The sequence below is a fragment of the Kitasatospora phosalacinea genome, from assembly GCF_030268885.1.
Taxonomy (GTDB): Bacteria; Actinomycetota; Actinomycetes; order Streptomycetales; family Streptomycetaceae; genus Kitasatospora; species Kitasatospora phosalacinea_C.
Genome location: NZ_BSSA01000052.1, coordinates 1 through 21,841, shown reverse-complemented (window position 1 = coordinate 21,841; position 21,841 = coordinate 1). Strand labels below are relative to the sequence as shown.

Annotated in this window: 18 protein-coding genes and 1 pseudogene; 6 read left to right on the top strand and 13 right to left on the bottom strand. The window is 74.1% G+C overall.

The annotated features are described in order from the left end of the window. The 9 genes from QSK52_RS37885 to QSK52_RS37845 form a co-directional block, all read right to left on the bottom strand. A partial coding sequence (locus QSK52_RS37885; protein ID WP_352230359.1) for a glycoside hydrolase family 19 protein occupies window positions 1–681 on the bottom strand: 681 nt, incomplete at its 3' end. A 533-nt stretch (window positions 682–1,214) separates the two neighbouring features. Further along, the gene (locus tag QSK52_RS37880) at window positions 1,215–2,375 is read right to left on the bottom strand and encodes an MFS transporter (protein ID WP_285740833.1); all 1,161 of its coding nucleotides are present in this window, start codon (window positions 2,373–2,375) and stop codon (window positions 1,215–1,217) included. Between the two features lie 59 nt (window positions 2,376–2,434). Next, window positions 2,435–2,608: a hypothetical protein gene (locus QSK52_RS37875; protein WP_285740831.1), complete on the bottom strand. Its 174-nt coding sequence runs from the start codon at window positions 2,606–2,608 to the stop codon at window positions 2,435–2,437. Between the two features lie 560 nt (window positions 2,609–3,168). After that, entirely contained in the window at window positions 3,169–6,234 is a 3,066-nt protein-coding gene (locus QSK52_RS37870) for an ABC transporter substrate-binding protein (protein WP_285740830.1), read from the bottom strand. A gap of 110 nt (window positions 6,235–6,344) precedes the next feature. Beyond that, window positions 6,345–7,250: a 2-hydroxyacid dehydrogenase gene (locus QSK52_RS37865; protein WP_285740829.1), complete on the bottom strand. Its 906-nt coding sequence runs from the start codon at window positions 7,248–7,250 to the stop codon at window positions 6,345–6,347. A 67-nt stretch (window positions 7,251–7,317) separates the two neighbouring features. Then, window positions 7,318–7,665, bottom strand: a complete 348-nt coding sequence (locus QSK52_RS37860) for a hypothetical protein (protein WP_285740828.1) — start codon at window positions 7,663–7,665, stop codon at window positions 7,318–7,320. 190 nt (window positions 7,666–7,855) lie between these two features. Then, a complete protein-coding gene (gene tpg / locus QSK52_RS37855; RefSeq protein ID WP_285740827.1) occupies window positions 7,856–8,398 on the bottom strand; it encodes a telomere-protecting terminal protein Tpg in 543 nt (180 codons plus the stop codon). Between the two features lie 105 nt (window positions 8,399–8,503). Beyond that, the gene (gene tap, locus QSK52_RS37850; RefSeq protein ID WP_285740826.1) at window positions 8,504–10,801 is read right to left on the bottom strand and encodes a telomere-associated protein Tap; all 2,298 of its coding nucleotides are present in this window, start codon (window positions 10,799–10,801) and stop codon (window positions 8,504–8,506) included. Window positions 10,802–10,993: 192 nt separating this feature from the next. Next, window positions 10,994–11,365 (bottom strand): hypothetical protein, encoded by a 372-nt coding sequence (locus QSK52_RS37845; RefSeq protein ID WP_285740825.1) that lies wholly within the window; start codon window positions 11,363–11,365, stop codon window positions 10,994–10,996. Between the two features lie 182 nt (window positions 11,366–11,547). Here QSK52_RS37845 and QSK52_RS37840 point away from each other — a divergent pair, with 182 nt between their 5' ends. After that, window positions 11,548–12,105, top strand: coding sequence for a hypothetical protein (locus QSK52_RS37840; protein WP_285740824.1), 558 nt, complete (start codon window positions 11,548–11,550; stop codon window positions 12,103–12,105). Window positions 12,106–12,276: 171 nt separating this feature from the next. Here QSK52_RS37840 and QSK52_RS37835 read toward each other — a convergent pair whose 3' ends face one another. After that, on the bottom strand, window positions 12,277–12,627 hold the full coding sequence (locus QSK52_RS37835; RefSeq protein WP_285740823.1) for a 5-carboxymethyl-2-hydroxymuconate Delta-isomerase: 351 nt from the start codon (window positions 12,625–12,627) through the stop codon (window positions 12,277–12,279). Between the two features lie 109 nt (window positions 12,628–12,736). Between QSK52_RS37835 and QSK52_RS37830 the strand changes: the two genes are divergently transcribed. From QSK52_RS37830 to QSK52_RS37815, 4 genes are all read left to right on the top strand, one after another. Further along, on the top strand, window positions 12,737–13,804 hold the full coding sequence (locus QSK52_RS37830) for a hypothetical protein (RefSeq protein WP_285740835.1): 1,068 nt from the start codon (window positions 12,737–12,739) through the stop codon (window positions 13,802–13,804). A gap of 228 nt (window positions 13,805–14,032) precedes the next feature. After that, window positions 14,033–14,857 (top strand): ABC transporter ATP-binding protein, encoded by an 825-nt coding sequence (locus tag QSK52_RS37825; RefSeq protein WP_285740822.1) that lies wholly within the window; start codon window positions 14,033–14,035, stop codon window positions 14,855–14,857. A gap of 94 nt (window positions 14,858–14,951) precedes the next feature. Beyond that, window positions 14,952–17,510: an ABC transporter permease gene (locus QSK52_RS37820; protein ID WP_285740821.1), complete on the top strand. Its 2,559-nt coding sequence runs from the start codon at window positions 14,952–14,954 to the stop codon at window positions 17,508–17,510. A gap of 416 nt (window positions 17,511–17,926) precedes the next feature. After that, a complete protein-coding gene (locus QSK52_RS37815) occupies window positions 17,927–18,598 on the top strand; it encodes a hypothetical protein (protein ID WP_285740820.1) in 672 nt (223 codons plus the stop codon). A 169-nt stretch (window positions 18,599–18,767) separates the two neighbouring features. Here the strand turns inward: QSK52_RS37815 and QSK52_RS37810 are convergent, their stop codons facing one another. Further along, entirely contained in the window at window positions 18,768–19,736 is a 969-nt protein-coding gene (locus QSK52_RS37810) for an alpha/beta fold hydrolase (RefSeq protein ID WP_285740819.1), read from the bottom strand. A gap of 773 nt (window positions 19,737–20,509) precedes the next feature. Between QSK52_RS37810 and QSK52_RS37805 the strand changes: the two genes are divergently transcribed. Then, window positions 20,510–20,821 carry a hypothetical protein gene (locus QSK52_RS37805; protein ID WP_285740818.1) on the top strand — a complete coding sequence of 104 codons (312 nt, stop codon included), beginning with the start codon at window positions 20,510–20,512 and terminating at the stop codon, window positions 20,819–20,821. A 23-nt stretch (window positions 20,822–20,844) separates the two neighbouring features. Here QSK52_RS37805 and QSK52_RS37800 read toward each other — a convergent pair. Both QSK52_RS37800 and QSK52_RS39625 read right to left on the bottom strand, forming a co-directional pair. Next, window positions 20,845–21,671, bottom strand: a protein-coding gene (locus tag QSK52_RS37800) for an IS5 family transposase (protein WP_435053480.1) whose coding sequence is annotated in 2 segments (ribosomal slippage) — window positions 20,845–21,332 and window positions 21,332–21,671 — 828 coding nt in all. Because the reading frame shifts where the segments join, the coding sequence is not laid out codon by codon here. Between the two features lie 72 nt (window positions 21,672–21,743). After that, a pseudogene (locus QSK52_RS39625) lies at window positions 21,744–21,841 on the bottom strand (IS5 family transposase); the annotation flags it as partial.

Below are 21,841 nucleotides of genomic sequence, written 5' to 3'. Positions count from 1 at the left end.
GGCCTGCCCGGCCGGGCAGCCGTAGGACTGCGTGGTGTCGCAGTAGTGCGGGTAGTTGGCGGTGTTCTGCTCGACGACGTACACCAGGCCGCCGGTCTCGTGGCTGACGTTGGCCAGGAACGCCGCCGCCTCCTGCTTCTTCACCGTGTCCGAACCGGTGCCCGCGAACGCCGGGTAGGCGCTCAGCGCGTTGACCAGCCCGGCGTAGGTGTAGAAGGAGTTCCGGTTCGGGAACATCTGGTTGAACTGCGCCTCGGAGACCACGAACCCGCCCGGGTTGACGGTGCTGGACGGGCTCGGGCCGGTGCTGCCGCTACAGGTGTACGGGCTCCAGTACCAGGTGGAGACGGTCGGGTCGTAGCCCGGGTTGTCGTGGGTGGCGATGTAGTACTGGCCGTTGGGCGCGTACTTCACGATCGATCCGGTGGCGTACTGGGTGCCCGCCACCCAGGTCGGGTGGTTGCAGGTGGTGGGGGTCGTGGTGGTGCCGCCACCGCCGCCGCAGGCGCCCTGGTCGGCCCAGACGCCGGAACCGCCGGTGCTCGGCGTCTCGCCCTGGGTCCACCACTTGGCGTTCCAGTTGTGCCCGTTGTACGAGGCGGACATGCCGCCGGTGTACACCTGGGTCGCCGAGTACGGGGCGACGCAGGCCGCCGCCGCGGTCGACGTGGCGGGCACCATCACGGCCAGGCCGGTCGCGGCCAGCGCGCCGGTCAGCAGCGCGGCGATCTTTTGCTTGTTCACGTGCCACTCCTCGTGGGGGGAAGGACGGGGCTGGGCAGGGAACCCGCGGCGCACTCAACTCCAAATGGTCCAGACCTGTCAATAGGTCAGGAAAGGAATCATGAAGGGGAAGTGACGGAATGTCAGGAACCTTTACTGTCGTTCCCGGACCGTCCCGACCCCCGTCCGACCACCCCATTCCGCTCCACCGAACCGGCCCCCACCAGCACCGACACCGGGAATTCGAGGATCGGAAGCCGATATTCCACGGCCTTTTCCGGACACCCGGGCCGAATGCACACCGCGCAGTGGTCTGAACCTATTGACGCTATGGTCCAGACCTTTCTAACCTCTCGGTGACACCCCGGCGGGGCCGGCCGTCCAGGGACTGCGCGCCGATCGCACCGGGGAGCGCGAGGCTTTCGGCGTCGGGGGCGCCCGGTCCGGGCCCGACCCGGCGCCGCCGTACCCGGGGTGAGTCGGCCCGGGACTCAGCGACGCCGCGGGGGCGGGGTCGACCGGGTGGCCCGGATCAGCCACAGGGTCGCGGTCAGGCACAGCGCGGAGACGACGCCCAGCACCAGCGGGACCGAACGGACGCCCAGTGTCTCGATGGTCCGTCCCAGGGCCGGGCCCGCGACGACGCCGCCCACCATCGAGGCCGCGATGACCAGCGCCCCGGCGCGCCGGGCCCGTGGCGCGGCCCGGTTGAGCCAGGGGAGCCCGGTCGGGAAGATCGGTGCGATGAACAGGCCGACCCCGGCGTAGGCGTACGGGGCGAAGCCCGGCACGGCGGCGAGCAGCAGGCAGGCCGTCATGCCCGCGCAGGACACCGTGATGATCGCCTCGGCGGAGAAGCGCAGGGCGACCGGGGCCACCAGGAAGCGTCCGACGGTCATCATCAGCCAGTACACCGAGGTGGCGGTGGCGGCGATCCCCGCGCTGTGGCCGACCGTCTCCAGGTGGGTGGGCTCCCAGCCGCCGACGCCCGCCTCGATGCCGACGTGCAGGACGTACAGGGTGACGAAGACGGCCAGCACCGAACCCGGACTGCGAGTGAGCACGCTCCCGGAGGGGTCCGCCTCACCGCTCCCGTCGCCGGGCCGCGGGGCCCGGTCGCGCACGCCGCGCAGGCACAGCAGCAGCGGCAGGTTGGCCGCGGCGAAGGCGAGGAAGACCGCGGGGTAGTGATCGGCGCCGACCGCACCCACGACCGCCGGGCCGAGGATCGCGCCGATGCCGAAGTGGGCGTTGAGGACGTTCAGCATCGCGGTGGAGCGGCGGCCGAAGCCGACGGCGAAGAGCTGGTTGAGGCCGTAGTCGATGCCGCCGAAGCCGAGCCCGGCGAGCAGCGCCGCCGCCAGGGCGAGCGGCCAGTCGGGCGCCAGGGCGAAGCCGGCCGCGCCCAGCGCCATGAGCAGGTGCGAGAGGCCGAGGATCCGGCGGTTGCCGATCCGTCCGAACAGCCGGTCGAAGAGCAGGACCCCGGCGACGCCGCCGACGAAGTGGGCGCTCAGGCCCAGCCCGGCCGTGGAGGGCGAGAGCCGGAAGTCCGCCCGGAGGGCGGGGATCGCCGGCCCGTACAGCGCCTGGAGCGCCCCGATGAGCACGAAGCCAGCACAGGAGGCCACCACCGCCGCCGGGCTGAACAGCCGCACCTCGGACGGGGCCGCCGGTGACGCCGCGACGCGCGGTACGGTCGGTTGGTCGGTCACGTGCTCTCCGGGTGACGGGCCACGGTCTCGTGGGCGTAGGACATGATCGTTCCCCGCGGGCTGACGCCGGGAGCGCCCGGCAGGACGCCGACGTCGCAGAGGTACGGGTTGGCGAAGCCGTGCGGGCGCAGCGCCGCCAGGACGGCTGTTCCGCCCTCACCGCCGCGCACGGCGGCCCCGCCGAAGGCCCGGCTGACGGCTGACGACGCTCGGCGTCGGTCTCCTTCATGGGGCGCTCACTCTCCTGGCGGGCCGTCACTTCGGTGTAGTGCGCCAGGTCCAGCGCCTCGCGCATCCCATGGAAGCGATGAGACCGGACTTCCGCCCCCCATGACGCTCCCTGCTCGGAAGACCGCCCTCGGCGTCGCCCGGCCCTGTGAACGTTCTCACTCTCCTGAGCCGTGGGGCAAGGGAAGCTGGAAAGACCCCCGTGTAGCAGCGAAGTTATTGAGACCAATGGTGGGAACGTTCACGGAAGAGGCGCCCACGGCACGTCGAAGCACGTCGAACGTGCAGCGTGGCCGGGCCTCTCCCGCCGACCCGGCGCGGCCGCCTCGGGTCGGCGGGGGCGAACCGCACGGTGACGGGCCCGGGAGCCCGTCCGGCGGTCGGACCTCGGAAATCGCTCCTGCTGCGAACGAAGCCTCCTCCCGTGCCCACCGGCAGCGGGCCCGGACAAGGTGGCCGGAAACCGACCGTCGGAGACGCCTCACCGACCGTCGGAGACGCCTCACCGACCGTCGGAGACGCCCAGCGCCTGGAGGTCGACCCCGCCGTAGGCGTCGGTGACGTAGACGTTGGTCAGGCGCGGATTGCGGTAGTTCAGCGCGTGGTTGACGAGGTAGGGCAGGTAGTAGGCGCCGTCGGTGACCTTGTGGTTGATCTTCCGGTAGAGGTCGGCGGCCTTGGTCCGGTCCCCCTGCACCGCGGCCTGGTCGAACCAGCCGTTCACCTCGGGGTCGTTGATGCCGGGCATGTTGAAGTTCCCGGTGTCGCGGATCCGCCGGCCGTCGGTGAGGTCCTGCAGGAAGACGCCGCCCGACGGGTAGTCGGCGGCCCAGCCGGACATGATCAGCCCGTAGCCCTTGGACTTCACGGTGCTCGGCGAGCCGACGGTGCTGGAGAGCTTCGTGATGTCGAAGGCGTCGATGGTCACGGTGATCCCGACCGCCTTGAGCGAGTTCTGCAGGGCCTGCGCCGCCGCCTGCTCCTTCGGGTTGTTGGCGCGGACCGCCAGGGTCACGGCGAAGCCGTCGGGCTTGCCGCAGGCGGCGAGTTCGGACCTGGCCCTGGCCTGGTCGGGCTTGCCGTCCTTGAGGCCGTAGGGGTCGTAGTCGTCCCAGCCGCTGACGGTCGGCACCAGCATCGAACCGGTCGGCTCCCCGGTCTCCGGCCCGCCGCGCGCGGTCTGCAGGGCGGTGGTGTCGGCCGCGTACAGCACGGCGTTGCGGCAGTGCTGGTTGTCGAACGGCGCGACCGCCGGGACGATCGCCACGTAGCGCAGGGTGCCGGTGGCCGGGTCGTCGACGTTCGCCTTCAGCCCGGAGTCGGCGAGCACCTTCGCCCGGGCGGCGGCCTGCAGGCCGCCCTGCGACAGGTCGAGGTCGAGCTCGCCGGAGAGCAGTTGGGCGTCGACGTCGTCGGCGCTGGTGGAGACGGTCAGCCGGATCCGGTCCGGCAGCGCCTTGCGCAGCGGGTCGCCCGCCTGGCTCCAGGCGGGGTTGCGCTCCAGCTCGTAGCTCTTGCCGACCTGCACGCTGCGGAACTTGTACGGCCCCGAGGAGACCGGCTTCTCGGCGTACTTGTCGCGGGTGTCGGCGGCCTTCGGGACGGGCGCGGTGGCGCCCCCGGTCAGCAGGTACGGGAAGTCGGCGTTCGGCTTGGCCAGGGTGAACACCAGCGTCAGGTCGTCCGGCGTGCGCACCGACTTCAGGCCCAGCCCGGCCGGGTCGCCGTCGCTGTACGGGCCCTTGTAGCCCTGCCCCTGGTCGAGTTGCTCGGCCAGCAGCGTCGAGCCGCCGAACAGCAGGTCCTGGTCGAAGGACCGCTCGATGCCGTACTTGACGTCCCTGGCGGTGATGGGCGTGCCGTCCTCGAACTTCAGCCCGGACCGCAGGCGGACGGTGTACGTCCTGCCGTCGGCGGAGACGTCCGGCGCGGCGGCCGCCAGGTCCGGCACCACGACCGTCCCGGCCTGGCCCGGCTTGCCGTCGTAGGTGAACAGGGTGCGGGCGTAGAGGCGCTGGAAGTTCCAGGCGGAGCCGTAGTAGCTGCGGGCCGGGTCCAGCGAGTCCAGGTCGGTGTAGGTGCCGAGCCGGAGGGTGCCGCCCTTCTCGTCGGACGGGTTCAGCACCTGGCCGACCGCCGCGTTGTACGCCGCGGTGGTGGTGGTCCTGCCGCCCCCGTCGTGCGACGACGACGGCGAGGGCGAGGCACTGCTGCCACCGCCGCCGCCACCGCCGCCGGGGTCCTTCCGGTGCTCCAGCAGGTTCACCACCAGGACGCTCGCGGGCACCACCGCGGCGAGCACCCCGAGCGCTCCGAACAGCAGCATCCGACGCCGCCGACCGGGCCCGCCGGGGGCGACGGCCGGCGGGGGCGTGGTCAGGACCGGCGGCAGCGGCGTGGCGTACGGGTTCGGGAACGGGGCGGGCGAGACGTACGGGTTCGGGGTGTCCACCGGCACCGGCTGCGGCACCGGCTGCGGCACCGGGCTCGGCGCCTGGAGCTGGAACCGGGACGGGGCGTCGACCCGGGCGTCCTGGGCCTCCCCCTGACTCTGGACCGGCACCGGAGCCGGGGTCTGGACCTGGTCCTGGGCCGGGGCCTGGGCCGGGACCGCCGTCGGCAGGGCCGGCGGGGTCGCCGGGAACGGCGGCGGCGCGAGCGGGGCGGGCGGGACGGACGGCGCCGGGGCGGCGTCGCGGACCGTCCCGTGGTGCGCGGGGACGGGCGGGGCGGGCGGGGCCGCGGGCGCGGGCCGGGCGGCCGCGGCCAGGGTGCGGGCGGTCTGCTCGGCGGTCAGCCGCAGCCCGGGGTCCTTGACCAGCAGGCCCAGCAGCGCCGGGGAGAGCGGACCGGCGAACCGGGACGGCCGCGGCGGCTGGGTGAGGATGGCGACGTACAGGGCCGTCAGGGTGTCGGCGGCGAACGGCGCTTCGCCCTCGACCGCGGTGTGCAGGGTCGCGCCCAGCGACCACAGGTCGGAGGCCGGGGTGGCGGGCTTGCCGTCGAGCTGCTCGGGCGCCATGTAGGCGGGGGTGCCGAGCAGCGTGCCGGTGCTGGTGAGGGACATCGTGGCGTCGGCGATGCTGGCGATGCCGAAGTCGGTGAGCACCACCCGGTTACCGCTGAGCAGGATGTTGTCGGGCTTCAGGTCCCGGTGGACGACGCCCGCGGCGTGCGCGGCGCTCAGCGCGTCCAGCACGGCCAGGCCGATCTCGGCGACCCGCGGCGCGGCCAGTCGGCCCTGGTTCCGGACGGTGGCGGCCAGCGAGGTGCCGACCACGAACTCCATCACGATCACCGGGGCGCCGTCGTGCTCCACCACGTCGAACACCGTGATGATCCCCGGGTGGTTGAGCCCGGCCGCGACCCGCGCCTCCCGCATCACCCGCTGGAGCAGCAACTCCCGCTGGTCCTCGTCGAGTCCGGCCGGGAACAGGATCTCCTTGACCGCGACCTCCCGGTGCAGGGTCTCGTCCCGTCCCCGCCAGACCCGGCCCATCCCGCCGCGTCCGACCGGCTCGATCAGCCGGTAGCGCCCACCGATCAGCGTCCCACCCGTGTCCGTCACGGCCCACAGGCTATCGGTCCCCGCGGGCCGCCCGGACGACCATGATCTGTTCGTGACCCGGCTGCTGGCTCCGGCGGCGTGCACTGCCCGGCAGTGTGCGCCGACGCCTGTCAGTCGGCGAGCGGTTCGCCGTTCTCGAAGCGCAGGACCTGTCGGCGCAGCATGCGTTTGGCCCGCGGCAGGAAGGCGCTGCTGGGGCCGCCGACGTGCGGGGTGATCAGCACGCCGGGGGCGTGCCAGAGCGGGTGGTCGGCGGGCAGCGGCTCGGGGTCGGTGACGTCGAGCGCGGCCCGCAGGCGCTGCGCGGTGAGTTCGGCGAGGAGCGCCGTGGTGTCGACGACGGGGCCGCGGGCGACGTTGACGAGCAGGGCGCCGTCCTTCATCCGGGCCAGGAACCCGGCGTCGACGAGGTGGCGGCTCTCCGGGGTGAGCGGGGTCAGCAGCACGACGACGTCCGCGGAGGGCAGCAGCGCCGTCAACTCCTCCGTGCCGTGCACTCCTTCCTCCGGCCGGGCCCGGCGCGCGACCCGGACGACCTCGCACTCGAAGGGCTCCAGCCGGGCGGCGAGCGCGCGGCCGATCGAGCCGTAGCCGAGGATCAGCACCGTCCTGTCGGCGAGGGACTGGTGGAACTCCTGCTGCCAGCGCCCCTGGTCCTGGAGCCGGGTGAAGTGCGGGACGCCGCGCAGCGAGGCCAGGACCAGCGTCACCGCCAGCTCGGCGGTGCTGGCGTCGTGCAGCCCGCGCGCGTTGCACGCGACGACCCCGTCCGGCACGTGCGGCAGCACGTCGTCCATCCCGGCGGTGAGGGTCTGGACGACCTTCAGCGACGGCAGGTGGCCGATCAGCGGGAGCGCGACGGCGTGCCGCATGTAGGGCAGGCAGAAGAACTCCACCTCCCGCAGTTCCTCGTCCGGCGGCACCGGCCCGTCCCCGTCCCAGACGAGGGCGTCGAGGCCGGTGGGCAGTCCGCCGATCGCGTCGGGTGCGTACGGGAGGAGGTAGCGGGCGCTCATGCTCCGACCCTATCCGCTGCGACCGGGCGCTCCGGGCGGCCGACGGGAGCGTGACGGCCGGGCGGGCTCAGGACCGGGGGATGGTCAGGTCCCGTTCGATCCGCCTGACCGTGGTGCGGGCTTCGGCGACCTGCAGGCGCGGGAACTCGAAGCTCAACACTCCTGCACCCGCCACGCCGACGGAGACCCTCAGCGCCTGCGCCACGCCCGTGACGGGTTCGGGTTCGGGTTCGGAGATCCACGCGAGCTGGTCCAGGGCGTAGGAGTGCAGCAGCTTCTTCGGCTCGGCGACGAAGGCTCCCCCGATCGAGAAGACCATGAGGCGCTGGTTGGTGAGCCCGACGATGAACCGGCCCGGCAAGGGGAGCTGCGCGGCGGGGACGTCGGCCGCGGCGGGGTTCGTGACCGCGGCCACCCACCGGCCAACCGCCGCTCGACCTTGTCCACCTGGGCCGTGCCCCGCCCCTCACGCAAGCTCCTCCACGACCTCCTGTTCCACCAGCGCCTTCATGCGCCGTCCTCCCCACGGGCCGTTCGCTCGACCGACCGGTTCAACCGCTCACCGGCCGGGTGGAGCACTCGGCCACAGCCGCCCCGGCGGGGCGTCAGACCTCCAGTTCCAGCCAGCCGAGGTCGTTGATCTCGGTGGTGAGGCCCTCGGCGCGGCGGCCGCGGTCCTTGAAGTAGTGGTCCTGGAGGGCGTCGGCCAGGATGCGCTGCTGTTCGGCCTCGCTGGCCCCGGCGTCGCGGGCGGCGTAGAGCTCGCGGGCGACGGTGCCGGGCAGGTGCTGGGTGATCAGGCGTTCGCGCGGGTCGTCGGTGGAGCCCCCGGCGGCGGTGTAGCCGAAGCGGGCCTGGATGTGCAGCATGAAGCCCTGTTCCTCGGCGCGGCGGCGGACCCGGCGGCGGACGCCGGGCTGCCAGGTGGCGCGGACGCGTTCCTCGATCCGGCGGGCGGCGTCCGGTTTGGGGGCGATGGTGCCCTTGAGCCAGCGCTGCACGGTGCGTTGGGAGACGCCGAGCTCGGCGGCGACGGCCCGGGTCGACCCCTTGGCCCGCTTGACCAGGTACCTGACCCGGGCGGGCACGCCCCGCGGGATCGGCCGGGTCCGCTCGACCCGTTCGAGTCCTTCGTCGATCTCCCCCACGGGGCGTCACTTCCTCACTGCTGTGCTGGAACGCTTCCACCCGGCCCGAACGGCTCGCCCGCCGGGACGGTTCACCCGCCGGGACGGCCCGCCCACCGGGACGGCTCACTCGTCGGCGGAGACCAGGCCCCCGGTCTTGATGTGGCGGGCCGGGTTGGCCCCGTCGGCGAGCAGCTCGCGGATCTCGGCGAGCGGTCGGCTGCCCTCGAACTTGACGTGCCCGGGCGAGACGCCGAGCCGCAGCGCGGTGCTGAGGGTGCCGTCGGGGCGGCGCAGCACGTCCGGCGCCGAGGGGCCGGGGGCGGCGAAGACCGCGCAGTCGGAGAGCACGGCGAGTGGCGGGGTGCCGAGTTCGGCGTGCAGCCGGACGAGCTTGCGGTGCAGGTTGACGGTGGCGGTGTCGATGACCAGGGCGCGCACCAGCGGGTCCCAGGTCGGGCGGTCGAGTGCGGCCCAGCGCTGCCCGGGCCGGTAGCCGAAGCCGCGCGGGCGCTCGCGGAACTTGCCGATGGTGCCCTTGGCGGTCTGCTTGATCGCGCCGAGCACGGCCAGTTCCGCCGGGTCGCCCTCGCCGAGCGCGGCCATCGCCGCCAGGAAGGCCGCCGGGTCGCGGTCGGCGAGGTCGAGCGGGACGCCGAGCGCCGCCATGGTGTCGACGTACGCCTGCCGCAGCCGCTTGTGCCACGGGTCGAGGTACGGGCCGGACTCGTGGCGCAGCCAGCCCTCGCTGGGGCGGACGTCCGCGCCGAGTTCGACGGCGTACGCGAGCTTGGCGGTGCTGTACCAGGCGGGGCCGGTGGGGGCGCTGCCGTCGGGGGTGAACGGGTTGGGCAGCAGCGGGTCGAGGACCAGGCCGCTGAGGTCGGCGCGCCAACTGCCCGGGACCTTCTTGTCGAAGACCGGGTTCAGTTCGTGGACGGGCCCGGAGAGCGGCAGGTTGAGGCGTCCGGCGGCGGCGAGGAAGGCCATGTTGACGTCGAGCCCGACGGCGAACGGCGCGGCCTGCTCCCGGTCGGTGAGCGGACGGTGCCAGTCCCAGGCCTCGGTGACCAGGACGGCGTCGTCCTCGCGTTCGGCGGCCAGCGGGTGCTCGTCCGGCACCTCGGGCGGCGCGGCGTCGAACGCCCGGGCCCGGGAGCCCTCCACCGGTCCCGACGCCCAGCCGCTGCCGGTGCGGACCGGCCGGGTCGGCGGACGCAGCGCGGTGACCAGCTCCAGCCCGGAGACCGCGGTGGAGCCGCGCGGGGTGTGCACCCGGGTGGCGTACGTGCCGAGCAGACGGGCGAGTTCGGGCGCGGCGAGGCCCTCCGGGACCTTCCAGCCGCCGCCGTCCAGCGCGCCCCACGGCAGCACGCACAGCTGCACGCACTGCCGACGGCCCGCCTCGGGCTCGCGGTAGATCCGGGCCCAGGGCCCGAAGCCGCGCCGGGTCAGCTGCCAGCCGTCCTTCGCCAGCGACTTGACCTGCTTGTGGGTGTCGGCCAGCCGACCGATCCGGGCCACGTACTGGGTCTTCTCGTCGCGCCCGGCGGGCGGCAGGCCGAGTTCGGTGGCGGCGGCGTCGGTCAGCACCACCAGCGGGTCGCCGTCCTTGCCGTACCGGTGCAGCCGGGGCGAACCGAGACGTGCCCGCAGCGCCCACTCCAGCAGCCCGGCCACCCCCGGCCCGACCGGCGCCTCCCCCGCCAGCTCCACCCCGTCCGCGCCGTACGCGACCAGCCCGCGCCCGTCCGCCGCCACGTCCACCACGGCCAGCGGCCCGCCCGGGAAGCGCGCCGCGGCCGCCTGCTCCCAGTCCTCCCCCTCCGCGGCCCTGCGCGCCTTCCCGCCCCGCGCCGCACCGCCCGTCCTCCGCCCGCCCGCGGGCTCCGCCACCGGCGCAACGGGCGCGGCGGCAGCGGGCGGCGCGGCGGCGGCGGGCGCGGCCGGACGGCAGAAGCCCCCCAGGTGCATCGGCCTGCCCTGCGCGCGGTACACCGACGGCTGCCCGCACTGCACGCACGGCGCGGCCCCGGCCATCACCAGCGAACCGTCCGGGTGCTGATCGAGCATCACCCCCGGCACCGGGACCGGCACCGCCGCAGCCTCCGGCTCCTGCTCCTGCACCTGCACCTGTTCCGGCTCCGGCTCCGGCTCCGGGGCAGCGTTTTCCTCCCCGAGCTGCGCGGCGATGCCCTCCAGCAGGCGCGCGTACGCGGCCCGCCCCTCGCCCTGCGGGTCGCGGCGGCCCTGCTCCCAGGCGGTGAGGGTGCTGGTGCTGATGCCGAGGGCCTGCGCGGTCTCGGTCTTCCCCAGCCCGTACTGCACGCGCAGGCGCTCGCGTTCGGCGGGTTCGGGCAGCGGGACGGGCCGCCGGGGGCCGGTTCCGAGCAGGGCGCCGATGGCGTCGGGGGTACCGGTCACCTCACGCCTCCTTCGCCCGCGGAGCGCCGGTCGTACCGCTTCCGCTCCCGTGCCACTCTGCCGGGCGGGGGCCACACATCGTGCCGCTGCACCTCTTCTTGCATCCTGCCGAACGGTCGAACTCCCGCCCAACATAGACACGCCCCGAGCAGCGGCACAAGCAAGCCCGCCCCGAGCCCGGACCCGCCCCGGCTACGCCCCGACCTCGGCGACCCAGACCGGGAACGGTCGCGGCTCCGGCTCGCTCCCCCCGTCCGGGTCGTCGGCCTCCTGCAGTTCCTCCCAGCGCACGAGGCCCGGCTCCTCCACGGCCAGGTACTCCTCGACGATCGGTTCCAGTTCCTCCGTCGGGTGGTACGGGCCGCCGAAGGGCAGTTCGGTCGGGCCCACCGAGCCGGTGGAGCACCGCAGTTGACCGGCCTGCACGTCGTGCCAGACGTAGAAGGTGGCGGGCCCGTCGTCCGGTCCGAGCCACCAGGTGTTCGTGCCCCACTCCTCCAGCGGGTGGTCGGGGTTGAACACGAGTGGTTCGTCCGCCACTTCGGCGATCCAGGTCAGCAGCATCCCGCAAGCATCCTGCACCAACCACTCGTTCACCTGTTCATCGGGTGAAAACCACGGCCCGGACGCGACGCTTCAACGCCGGAATGTCACGCTGCGTACAGAAGGCCGCCGCCCGAGTGACGGAACGTCATGAAAGGCGAGCGCCCGCGTGCCCGGCCCGCCCAGGTCTCGTTGGGTGGGGCATGGAAAAGATGATCACTTGCGCGTCGGTCGGACTCCTCCTCCTGGCCGCCGCCGCGGGCCCAGCGGGTGCGGCCACCGCCCAGCGCTCCGGTGCCCACCTGGTGCGCGGACACGGCGTCGCGGCCTGCCCGGGTGACGCGTTCTGCCTCTACGAGCACGAGGACTACAACGAACAGGAGACCGGGCGGATCTGGGTGTTCCAGCAGGAGAAGCGCGGCACCGGCACCCCGCGGCTGGACCTGGCCCGCACGGGGGTGCTCGGCTTCGGGCGCTCCGCGGTGGCCAACGACAAGGACTTCGTCACCATCCGGCTCTCCCCGAACACCTGCTCCACGGTCCACAACCCGGCCCGCGACTGGGAGTACCTGATCTTCCTCCCGAACAGCGGCTACCCGGAGCGCACCGCCCGCGTCCCCGACCTGAGCAGGGCCAAGGGCATCCACCACACCGCGCGGGAGGTGGACGAACAGGGCCGCCAGGTGATCTCCGGACGCACCGTCGACCTGAACGACCGGGCCCGCTGCCTGCTCTTCGACGAATCCACCCCCGGACTGTGACGCCCCGCCGACGGAGCCCGGTCCGGCTCCCGCCACCCCCGGCAGGCGCCCGGCCGGGCTGATCCCACCGAGCCGAAACGATTCTCTCCAACGATCCCTCCCAGCCCGACCAAACGAACTGGTGAACCGGTGAACCGGTGAGCCAGCGGCCCGGCAGCCGGCCGCCCGCCCTCACTGCCCGGGGTGGTAGACGAACACGTAGGTGTCCCGGTCGAGTTCGGTGACCTCCACGCAGAACTCGGCCGGCACCGGGACGTACCCGCGCAGCAGTTCGGTCACCCGGGCGGTCAGCGCGCTCCTGGCCTCGGCGCGGCGACCGGCCAGGATCTTGATCTCCACGAACACCACGGCGTCCGTCGCCGCCCCGTCACCGACCAGGTGCTGCACGGCCGGGCGCACCAGCGTCTTGCAGTCGTCCGTCCTGGCGCCGATGACCTCGGGGATCAGCTGGTGCACCTCTTTCGCGAAGCCCAGCACGTCGAAGTCCAGGCCCGGCGAGTGGTCGATCAGGATCTGCGGCACGACGGTCGCCCCTCCCGGACGACGGGCCCACCGGGGCCTTCCCGGGTCTCCGCGTCCGTGATCCAGAACATAGCCCCGCGACGACGCTCCCGGCGGGCATACTGGCGCAATGCCCGACCGCCCCCAGCCCGACGCCCTCGAACCCCGGGACCCCTTCGAGGGACTGGTCCTGGACGAGGACTTCGTCCGCTCCGCCACCGTGAACGAGCCGTCCGCCCGGGCCCGGATGCTCGCCGAACGCTGGCGCCGCGAACCCCCGGTCGATCCGGGCGGCCGCCGCTGGTCCCTCGACGGCCCGGACCGGTCCCGCGGCGGGCGCTCGGCCGCGCGCTCCGGACGGTTCCCCCGTTTCCGTGGGCTGCGCCGTCGGCGGGGCGGCGCCGCGGTCGGCACCCGGTTCCGCTCCCTCAGCCGGGGCGAGCGCTGGACGGCCGTGCTCGGTGCGCTGATCGTCCTGCTGGTGGTGGGCGGCCTGCTGTTCGGCCCGAACCGGGCGCACACCCCGCAGATCGCTGCCCCGGGGGCTCCGGGCGCCCAGCCGGGCAGCCCCCGCCCCACCGGCGACCGGGCGCTCCCGGGCGGCGGCACGTTCGCCGGGAGCAAGTGCGGGCAGCACGGCTACCACCGCTTCCCGACCGCGGCCGACTCGCTCCCCACCGAGGAGTCCACCGGCCCCTGGCTGCGCTTCGCCGCTTACGGCCACCAGCAGTCGGGGGGCGGCAAGCCCGGCGAGTTCCTGTTCGACCTGGAGCTCGGTTCCGGCTCCGGCACCCCGCTGGCGCTCTCCGCGCCGCTGGGGAGCGGGGGCGTCGCGGTCGAGATCGAGGGCCCGGACGGCGTGGTGGCCGCCGCTCACGGGCTGCCCAGCACGGTGGAGGGCGCCGGGCACACCCCCGACGGGCAGGGCTGGCTGGTCACCGAGCGGGGCACCTCCGCCCACGTGGTGCTGCCGGCCGCCGCCCTCTGCCCGGGGGTCGACGAGCAGGCCGTGGCCCTCGGCCTCTCCCTGCCGACCGATGCCGGGCACACCGTCAACGGGCCCGCCCGCTACACCCTCACGGTGTCGATCGCCGACTCCGAGGTCGGCGAGCTGCGCCGCGTCCTGGGGACGCAGCTCCGCGGTGAGGTGCTGGCGGCCACCAACCAGTTGCCGACGCCCGCCGCGAAGCCGGTCTGACCGGGGGCGGCTCACCGGTTCGACCAGGGGCACGGCGCAGCGGTCCGACCGGGGACGGCGCACCGGTTCGACCGGGGCGGCCGGGGGCTGGCCGCCCCGGCGGGGGTGGGGGTACCCCCACCCCGCAACCACCGGTCGCCTCCATGGTGGGTGACCTGCGAGTTTCCTAGCGTTGACGGTGCCCCGGAGCAAGACCGCCGGGGTGCCGTCTCCGAGGAAGGCTCCACCATGTCGCCCCGCCTGCACCGTTCCGCCTCCGGCCGGCCCGCCCCGGCCACCGCTCCCGGGCCCGCCCGGCCCGCCACCGGGGCGCCCGCCGTGGAGCTCCGCGGGGTGCACCGCAGTTACGGGCGCGGCGCCGGCGCGGTGCACGCACTCCGCGGCATCGACCTGGTGCTCGCGGCGGGCACCTTCACGGCCGTGATGGGGCCGTCCGGCTCCGGCAAGAGCACCTTCCTGCAGTGCGCGGCGGGCCTCGACCGGCCGGACTCCGGCCAGGTGCTGCTGGCCGGCCGCGAGATCAGCTCGCTGAGCGAGGACCGGCTGACCAAGCTGCGGCGCACCCGGATCGGCTTCGTCTTCCAGTCCTTCAACCTGCTGCCGTCCTTGACGGTCCTGCAGAACGTGCTGCTCCCGCAGCGCCTGGCGGGTCGGCGGCAGGACCGCGCCCGGGCCCACGAACTACTGGCCCGGGTCGGCCTCGGCGAGCACGCCGCGCGCCGCCCCGGCCAGCTCTCCGGCGGACAGCAGCAGCGCGTCGCGCTGGCCCGCGCGCTGGTCACCGGCCCCGACGTGATCTTCGCGGACGAGCCGACCGGCGCGCTCGACACCAGCAGCGCCCGCGAGGTCCTCGGCCTGCTGCGGGACGCGGTGGACGGCCTGGGCGCGACGGTCGTGATGGTCACGCACGACCCGGTCGCCGCCTCCTACGCCGACCGCGCGGTCTTCCTGGCCGGTGGCACCGTCGCCGACGAGGTCCGCCACCCCGACCCGCGCACCGTCTCCGACCGCATGCTCGCCCTCTCCGCCTCTCCCGCGACGGCCGCCGCATGACCCGCCACCGCCCCGGCGGCCCCTCCCCCGCCGCCTCCCGCCCCGCCGCCGTCCACCGTCCCACCGCCGCCGATCGCACCACGGAGCCGACCGCATGAGCAACGGACTGGCCCGCGCCGCCGTACGCTTCCGCCCCGCGTCCTTCGCGGGCACCTTCCTCGCCCTGCTGTTCGCGTCGGCCGTCGTGACGGCCTGCGGCGTGCTGCTGCAGACCGGCCTGACGGCGAGCGTGCCGCCCTCGCGGTACGCCGGGGTGCCGGTCGTGGTCGCGGCCGACCAGCAGGTGTCGGTGACCGTCGGCAGCGGCGAGGACCGTGAGACGGCCACCCAGCCGCTGCCCGAACGGGCCAGGCTGGACGCGGGATTGACCGGCACCGTGGCGGCCCGGCCCGGGGTCGCCCGGGCCCTGCCGGATTCCGCGTTCCCCGTCTCGGCCACCGACACCGGCCTGTCCGACCCGTCCGTCCTCCCCGGCGGTCCCGGGCTCACCGGCCGGGGCTGGGGCGCACTGGGCATCGCCCCGGGCGAACGGCTGGCCGAGGGCCGGGCTCCCGCCGACGGCGAGTTGGTGCTGGACACCGCCAGTGCCCGGGCCGCGCGCCTCTCCCCCGGCGACACCCTCACGCTGGCCGCGCCCACCGGCAGCGCCGCCTACCGGATCTCCGGTCTGGCCGAGGCACCGCCCGGCTCGCCCACCGCCTGGTTCTCCGACCGCACCGCGGACCGGATCTCCGGGCACCCCGGCCGGATCGACGCGGTCGCGGTGCGGCCCGCCCCGGGCACCGATCCGCGGGCCCTGGCGGACGAGTTGCGCCACGCGCTGGCCGGACAGGCCCAGGTGTCGACGGGCCAGCAGCGCGGTGCGGTCGAGCAGCCCGCGCTGCACGAGGCGAAGGCGGTGCTGACGGGGATCGGCGCCTCCTTCGGCGGGATCGCGACGATGACGGCGGTGTTCGTGGTGGTCAGCACGGTCGCGCTGGCGACGGGCCAGCGGGCCCGCGAGTTCGCGCTGCTGCGCACCATCGGGGCGACGCCCCGCCAGATCCGCCGCTCGATCGCCGCGGAGGCGGTGCTGGTGGCACCGCTGGCCGCCGCGGTCGGCGTGCTGCCCGGTCTGGCGCTGGCCCGTTGGTGGTTCGGCGAGCTGGTCGCCCGCGGGGCGGTGCCGTCGGGCGTGGTGCTCGGTGTCGGCCCGCTGCCGGTGCTGGCCGCCGTCCTGACGTGCACGGTGACGGCCCTGGCGGCCGGCTGGTTCGCGGCCCGGCGCAGTGCCCGGATGCGGCCCTCCCAGGCCCTCGGCGAGGCGAACGCGGGACCGGGCCGCCCCGGCCGGGCCCGGACGGCGGCGGGCGCGGTGTTCGCCGCGGGCGCGGTGGCGTTCGCGGTCGCCGCGGCCAACCTGACCGGGGCGACGGCCGCGAACACCGCGCTGGGCGTGGTGCTGTGCTTCCTGGTCGCGGTGGCGCTGCTCGGCCCGTGGCTGGTGCGCGGGGCGGTGGGCCTGTTCGGCGCGCTGCTGCGGGCGGCCGGGGCACCGGCTTCGCTGGCCGCCGACAACGCCCGGGCCTCCTCCCGTCGGCTGGCTTCGGCGACCGTCCCGATCGTGATGGTGACGGCCTTCTGCGGCACCCTGGTGTTCCTCCAGTCGAGCCTGCAGCACACCGCCGCCGAGCACGTCCGCCAGGGCCTGACGGCCGATCAGGTGGTCACCGCGCCCGTCGGCCGTCCGGGCCTGCCCGCGGACACGGTGGAACGGGCCGGGCACCTCCCCGGCGTGGCGGCCGCGGTCGGTCTGCGGCCGACCGGGCTGGTCTACCAGCAGCCCGGCGGCGTGCTGGGCACGGCCACCGCCCTGGGCGTGGACGGTGATCCGGCCGCCCTGCCGTCGGTGCTGGACCTGGGCGTCGAGTCCGGCTCGCTGGCCGACCTGTCCCGTTCCGCGGACACGGTCGCCCTGGACGCCACGCTCGCCGACAGCCTGGGCGTCCGGGTCGGCCAGCACGCCCCGCTCCGGCTCGGCGACGGCACCGAGGCCGAGCCGACGGTGGTGGCCACCTACAGCCGGGGCCTCGGCCTCGGCGAGGCGATCCTCCCCGGTGGCACCGTCGCGGCGCACAGCACCTCCGCCTATCCGACCCGGCTCCTGGTCGCGGAGGCCCCCGGCGCGGACCGGGCGGCCACCGCCGAGGCCCTCTCCGCGCTCGCCCCCGGCGGGCTGTCGGTGACGGACCGCCAGGGGTACGCGGCACAGGCCGACCGGGAGCGCGAGCTGAGCGGCTGGGCCAACAACGTGATGGCCGCCGTGCTGGCCGGTTTCGCGGCGCTGACCGCCGCCAACACCCTGGTGATGACGGTGCTGGACCGCCGCCGCGAGATCGCCCTGCTGCGGCTCGCGGGCACCACCCGCCGCCAGGTCCGCGCGATGCTGCGCTGGGAGGCCCTGCTGACCGCAGCCGTCGGCCTGGTCACCGGCGCCGCCATCGCCTGGACCACCCTCACCCCGCTCACCCGCGCCCTCACCTCCGCCTCCCCCCACGTCCCCCTCGCCACGGCCCTCCCGCTCGCCGCCGGAGCAGCCCTGCTCTGCCTGGCCGCCACCGCCCTCCCGGGCCGCGCCCTCCTCCGCTCCCGCCCCACCGCCCCTTCCCGCTGACCCGCTGTCACGGGCCGCCCTCCCCTCCCGGGAGGGCGGCCCGCAGCACGTCGGTCCTCGCCGCTCCGGCCGCCCCGCGTGCACTGTGCGGCGCCGCCAAGACCGACAGGCGACCCGGCGCCCGAGCCACCACCGCTGCCGCCGTTGCCGAAGGACGGTCACTGCCGAGAGGGGGCGCGTCGGAGCGGGCGGCCACCACGCACTCGGCCCCGTGCGGACGGTCGCGCCTCAAGCCAGTTATTCATACGTACATACTTCTGGGGGCACTGGAGAGCACCCGCCCGGGAACTTCGCCGCCGGGCCCAGGGGGTTGGTAAGGACTCTTGACAGTCGGGTGGCCCGGACCACCAGTATTGGTCCAGGCCAGAGTGCTTCAGGTCGCCGAAGTTCCCCCACCTTCGAAGGGAGCGCGGTCCATGACCGGACCCGTTCGCGCACCACTCCGAGCCCTGCTCGCCGGAGCCGGCACCGCCGCCGTCGCCGTCGCCGTGGCGCTCACCGGCACCACCCACGCGGCGGGCACCCCACTGCCCGCCCAGGTCCTCGCCCCGTACCTCGCCGCCACCGCGTCCTCCCCGTCGCCCTCCGCGTCGAGTGTCCAGGTGCCCGCCATCCAGGTGCAGGTCAGCCCGTCCTCGGGCACGGTGGCCGCCGGCTCGTCGACCACCGCGACCGTGAGCACGGCCATCATCAACAACGGCTCGAACACGTCCATCGCGATGACGGTCAGCGGCGCTCCTGCGGGGGTCACCGCCTCGGTCAGCCCGTCCTCGGTCAACGGGAGCTCCAGCGCCGCCCTGTCGGTGTCGACCGTGCCCACGGTCGTCCCCGGCACCTACACGCTGACGGTCAAGGGCACGCTGACCGGCACCTCGGCCACGTCCTCCGCGACCTACACGCTCACCGTGACCGGCACCGCCACCGCTCCGGCGTGCTCCACCCCCTCCTGGGTCGGCACCCAGGTCTACACCGGTGGCAACACCGTCTCGTGGAAGGGCCACCGGTGGAGCGCCAAGTGGTGGACGCTGGGCGAGGAGCCCGGCACCACCGGTCAGTGGGGCGTCTGGCAGGACCTCGGTACCTGCTGATCCGCACGTGTCGCCAGGCCGTGCCCCGTCTCCGGGGCACGGCCGCCGCGACCACCGCGACCACCGTCCGGCACCGCCCGAGGCGTCGCCGGACTCCTCCCGGACCAACAAGCCCCGTGGAAGCAGCAATTAGCGGCACTCCCGGCAGACCGCGGCGCGTACTCGATCGTCAGTCGTCCAGGTGGGCGAGGAAGTCCAGCAGGGCCGCGTTCACCTCGGCGGGGCGTTCCTGCTGGGTCCAGTGACCGGCCCCCGGGAGGCGGAGGTGGCCGTGCAGCCGGGGCAGTCGGCCCAGCAGGTGGGCCAGTGCCTCCGGCGGGACCAGCGCGTTGACCAGGTCCTGCTCGCCCGCGGCGTACAGCGCCGGGACGTCGATGGTCAGGTCGGCGAAGGGGGCCAGGAGTTCGGCGTTGCGGTCCAGGTTGCGGTACCAGTTGAGCCCGCCGGTGAACGCGTGCTCGCCGTGCGGGGCGTAGTCGGCGGTGAAGGCGTCGAGGTCGGCCTCGGTGAGCCAGTGCGGGAGCCGCTCGGGCTCGGGGAGGGTGTCGAGGAGCTTGCCGCCCTCGGGGACGACCCACGGCCGCGGCACCCCGTCGGGCTGCACGCCGCACAGGATGCGTCGCAGGCTCGTCCGGACGTCCGCGACCAACTCGGCGTCGGCCCGGCCCGGTTCCTGGAAGTAGACCTGGTAGAAGCCCTCCCCGTACGCCTCCCGCAGCGACCGCAGCGGCGGCGGCCCGCTCATCGGCAGCGGCGGCACGCTCAGCCCGACCACCCCGCGCACCAGGTCCGGCCGCAGCGCCGCCGTGGCCCAGGCGACCAGGGCGCCCCAGTCGTGCCCGACCACCACTGCCCGCCCCGCGCCCAGCTCCCCGATCAGCGCCGTCACGTCGCCCACCAGGTGCAGCAGGGTGTACGCGTCGACCGCCTCCGGCCGCGAGCTGCGGCCGTACCCGCGCTGGTCCGGCGCGACCACCCGGTACCCGGCTGCGGCCAGCGGGCCGAACTGGTGCCGCCACGAGTACCAGCTCTCCGGAAACCCGTGCAGCAGCAGGACCAGCGGCCCCTCGCCCTGCTCCGCCAGGTGCAGCCGCACCCCGTTCACCTCGACCTGGCCGTGCTCGATGCTGTCGCTCAACTCCAGCTCCTCGTCCGGGCAGCGGGCCTTCCGGCCCCTCCCCGCGGGAACGTCCGCGCCGGGCCCGGGAGTTCCGGACCCGCCGCAGCGGCCCTCGCGGCCGGGCCACCCACCCGTTCGAACCCCCTCGCGACCAGCAGGAGATCCGAACGGAACCGCCCGTGGGCACGGCGGTCCTCAACGGGCACGCTGCTGCGACCGGTCCCGCGACCGGGCGGCCTGTCCGAACTGCCGCCCGGCTGACGGCCGGGCGACACCGTCCGAAGGTGTTGCACGGGCTTCGCCGCACCGCCTTCCGCCGGCCACCGTCGCACCTTGCGGGCTGCTGGTGCCCGGCGGCTGCGGGTGCGGTCAGCCGAGGGTGACGGTGCGCCGGACGGGCAGGTCGCGGGAGGACTGACCGGCGGAGAGGGTGTACAGGCCCGGGGTGAGGCACCAGGCGCCGGACTGCCAGGTGGAGAGGTCCCGGGCGGTGACGGTGTGGCGCTGCCGGCCCGGTCGCGGCTGACCTGCAGCGGGGTGCTCCAGGTGCCAGGGTCGACGTACTGAACTTGATTGGGTGATGTCGGTACCGTTTGTGGCCGCTTCGTGAAAACTGACCCCCAGGCGGGTCCCTGGGTTCTAAGAAGACATCTCATTTGGCAGGTTCTGTGGTGGCCTATGAAAGGGAGGGCGCTGGCGAACCTGATCTCATGTGTGAGGATCAGGCCAGGTGCAGCTGTGGACGGTGCTCGCCCCGAAAGGTCGCCCTCAGAGGCAAGGAGAGATGTTGGATGTTCGCCGGGGGAACCGCGCGGTTGCTGGTTACGAACGACGGTGAAGCGCCGCTGGAGCTGACCGTGGAGCCCTGGGCGGACACCTACCAGATCCAGCGGCAGCAGACCTACGTTGTTGTCACCCACTCACCGGTGGCGGACGGTTCCTGGTGCGGGACCTTGCGTGGGGATGAGCCCTTCCAGGTCGTGTATCGGCCGGATTCGGTGACGGTGTGGGCCAACGGCCAGTGCTTCCACCTCGCCGATAGGGCGGGCCATGCGATCGACGCGGCCGATTGGCAGTGCCCCGCTCAGAATGTGGCCTCCTGAAGGTGTCTATGGGCGGCGACCGATCATGTGCTGACAGTTGTGAAGTCATTGCACTTGGCGAGTCGACGGCGGCAGATCACCGCTGCGGCGATGCTGGCGAATGCCGCGAAGTGCTCGCCCTTGCGTTCGTAGCGGCGGTGGAGTCGGCGGAAGCCATTCAGCCACGCCACGGTCCTCTCGATCACCCAGCGGTGCCGGCCAAGGCGCGTGGAGGACTCGACGCCTCGGCGGGCGATGCGGGCGGTGATCTGGCGTCGTCGCAAGTAGGTGCGGATGAAGCGGCGGTCGTAGGCCTTGTCGCCGTGCAGTTTGCCGGGCCTGCGCCGCCGCGGTCCGCGCCTGGAGCGGATCGGCGGGATGGCGTCGGCGAGCGGAATCAGGGCCTGGCTGTCGTGGACGTTGGCGCTCGAGATCGCGAGCGAGAGGGGTAAACCGGTATGTTCCGTGAGCAAGTGGATCTTCGACCCGTACTTGCCCCGATCGACAGGATTCGGACCCGTCAGCTCCCCCTTTTCAGGGCGCGCATGTTCACCGAGTCGACCGCGCAACGGGACCAGTCCAGCTCGCCGCGGCTGCCGAGTTCATCCAGGAGGAGCCGGTGGAGCTTGGCCCACACCCGGGCCTTGCTCCACTCGGTGAAGCGCCGGTGGGCCGTCGGCCCCGACGGACCGAAGCACGGTGGCAGCTGAGCCCAGGTGCAGCCTGACGTCGCGACGAACACGATCGCCGCCAGCACCTCGCGATCCCTATGCCGACGCCGCCCACCGCCCTGCGGACGTGTCGGCGCGGCCGGCACCACCATCTGGAACAGCTCCCACAACTCATCCGGCACCAGACGCTCCACGATCATCACCCGCGAAGCCTATCCAGCCACCCAAATGAGATGACTTCTAACTGGGCGTTTCGTCCCTGACTCCTGAGGTCAGGTTCCGCGCCAGGTCGGGGTGGACTCGCCGGTGAGGCGCCGGGTCATGAGGCCGATCATCGCGACGTGGACCATGGCTTCGGAGCGGGCCGGAA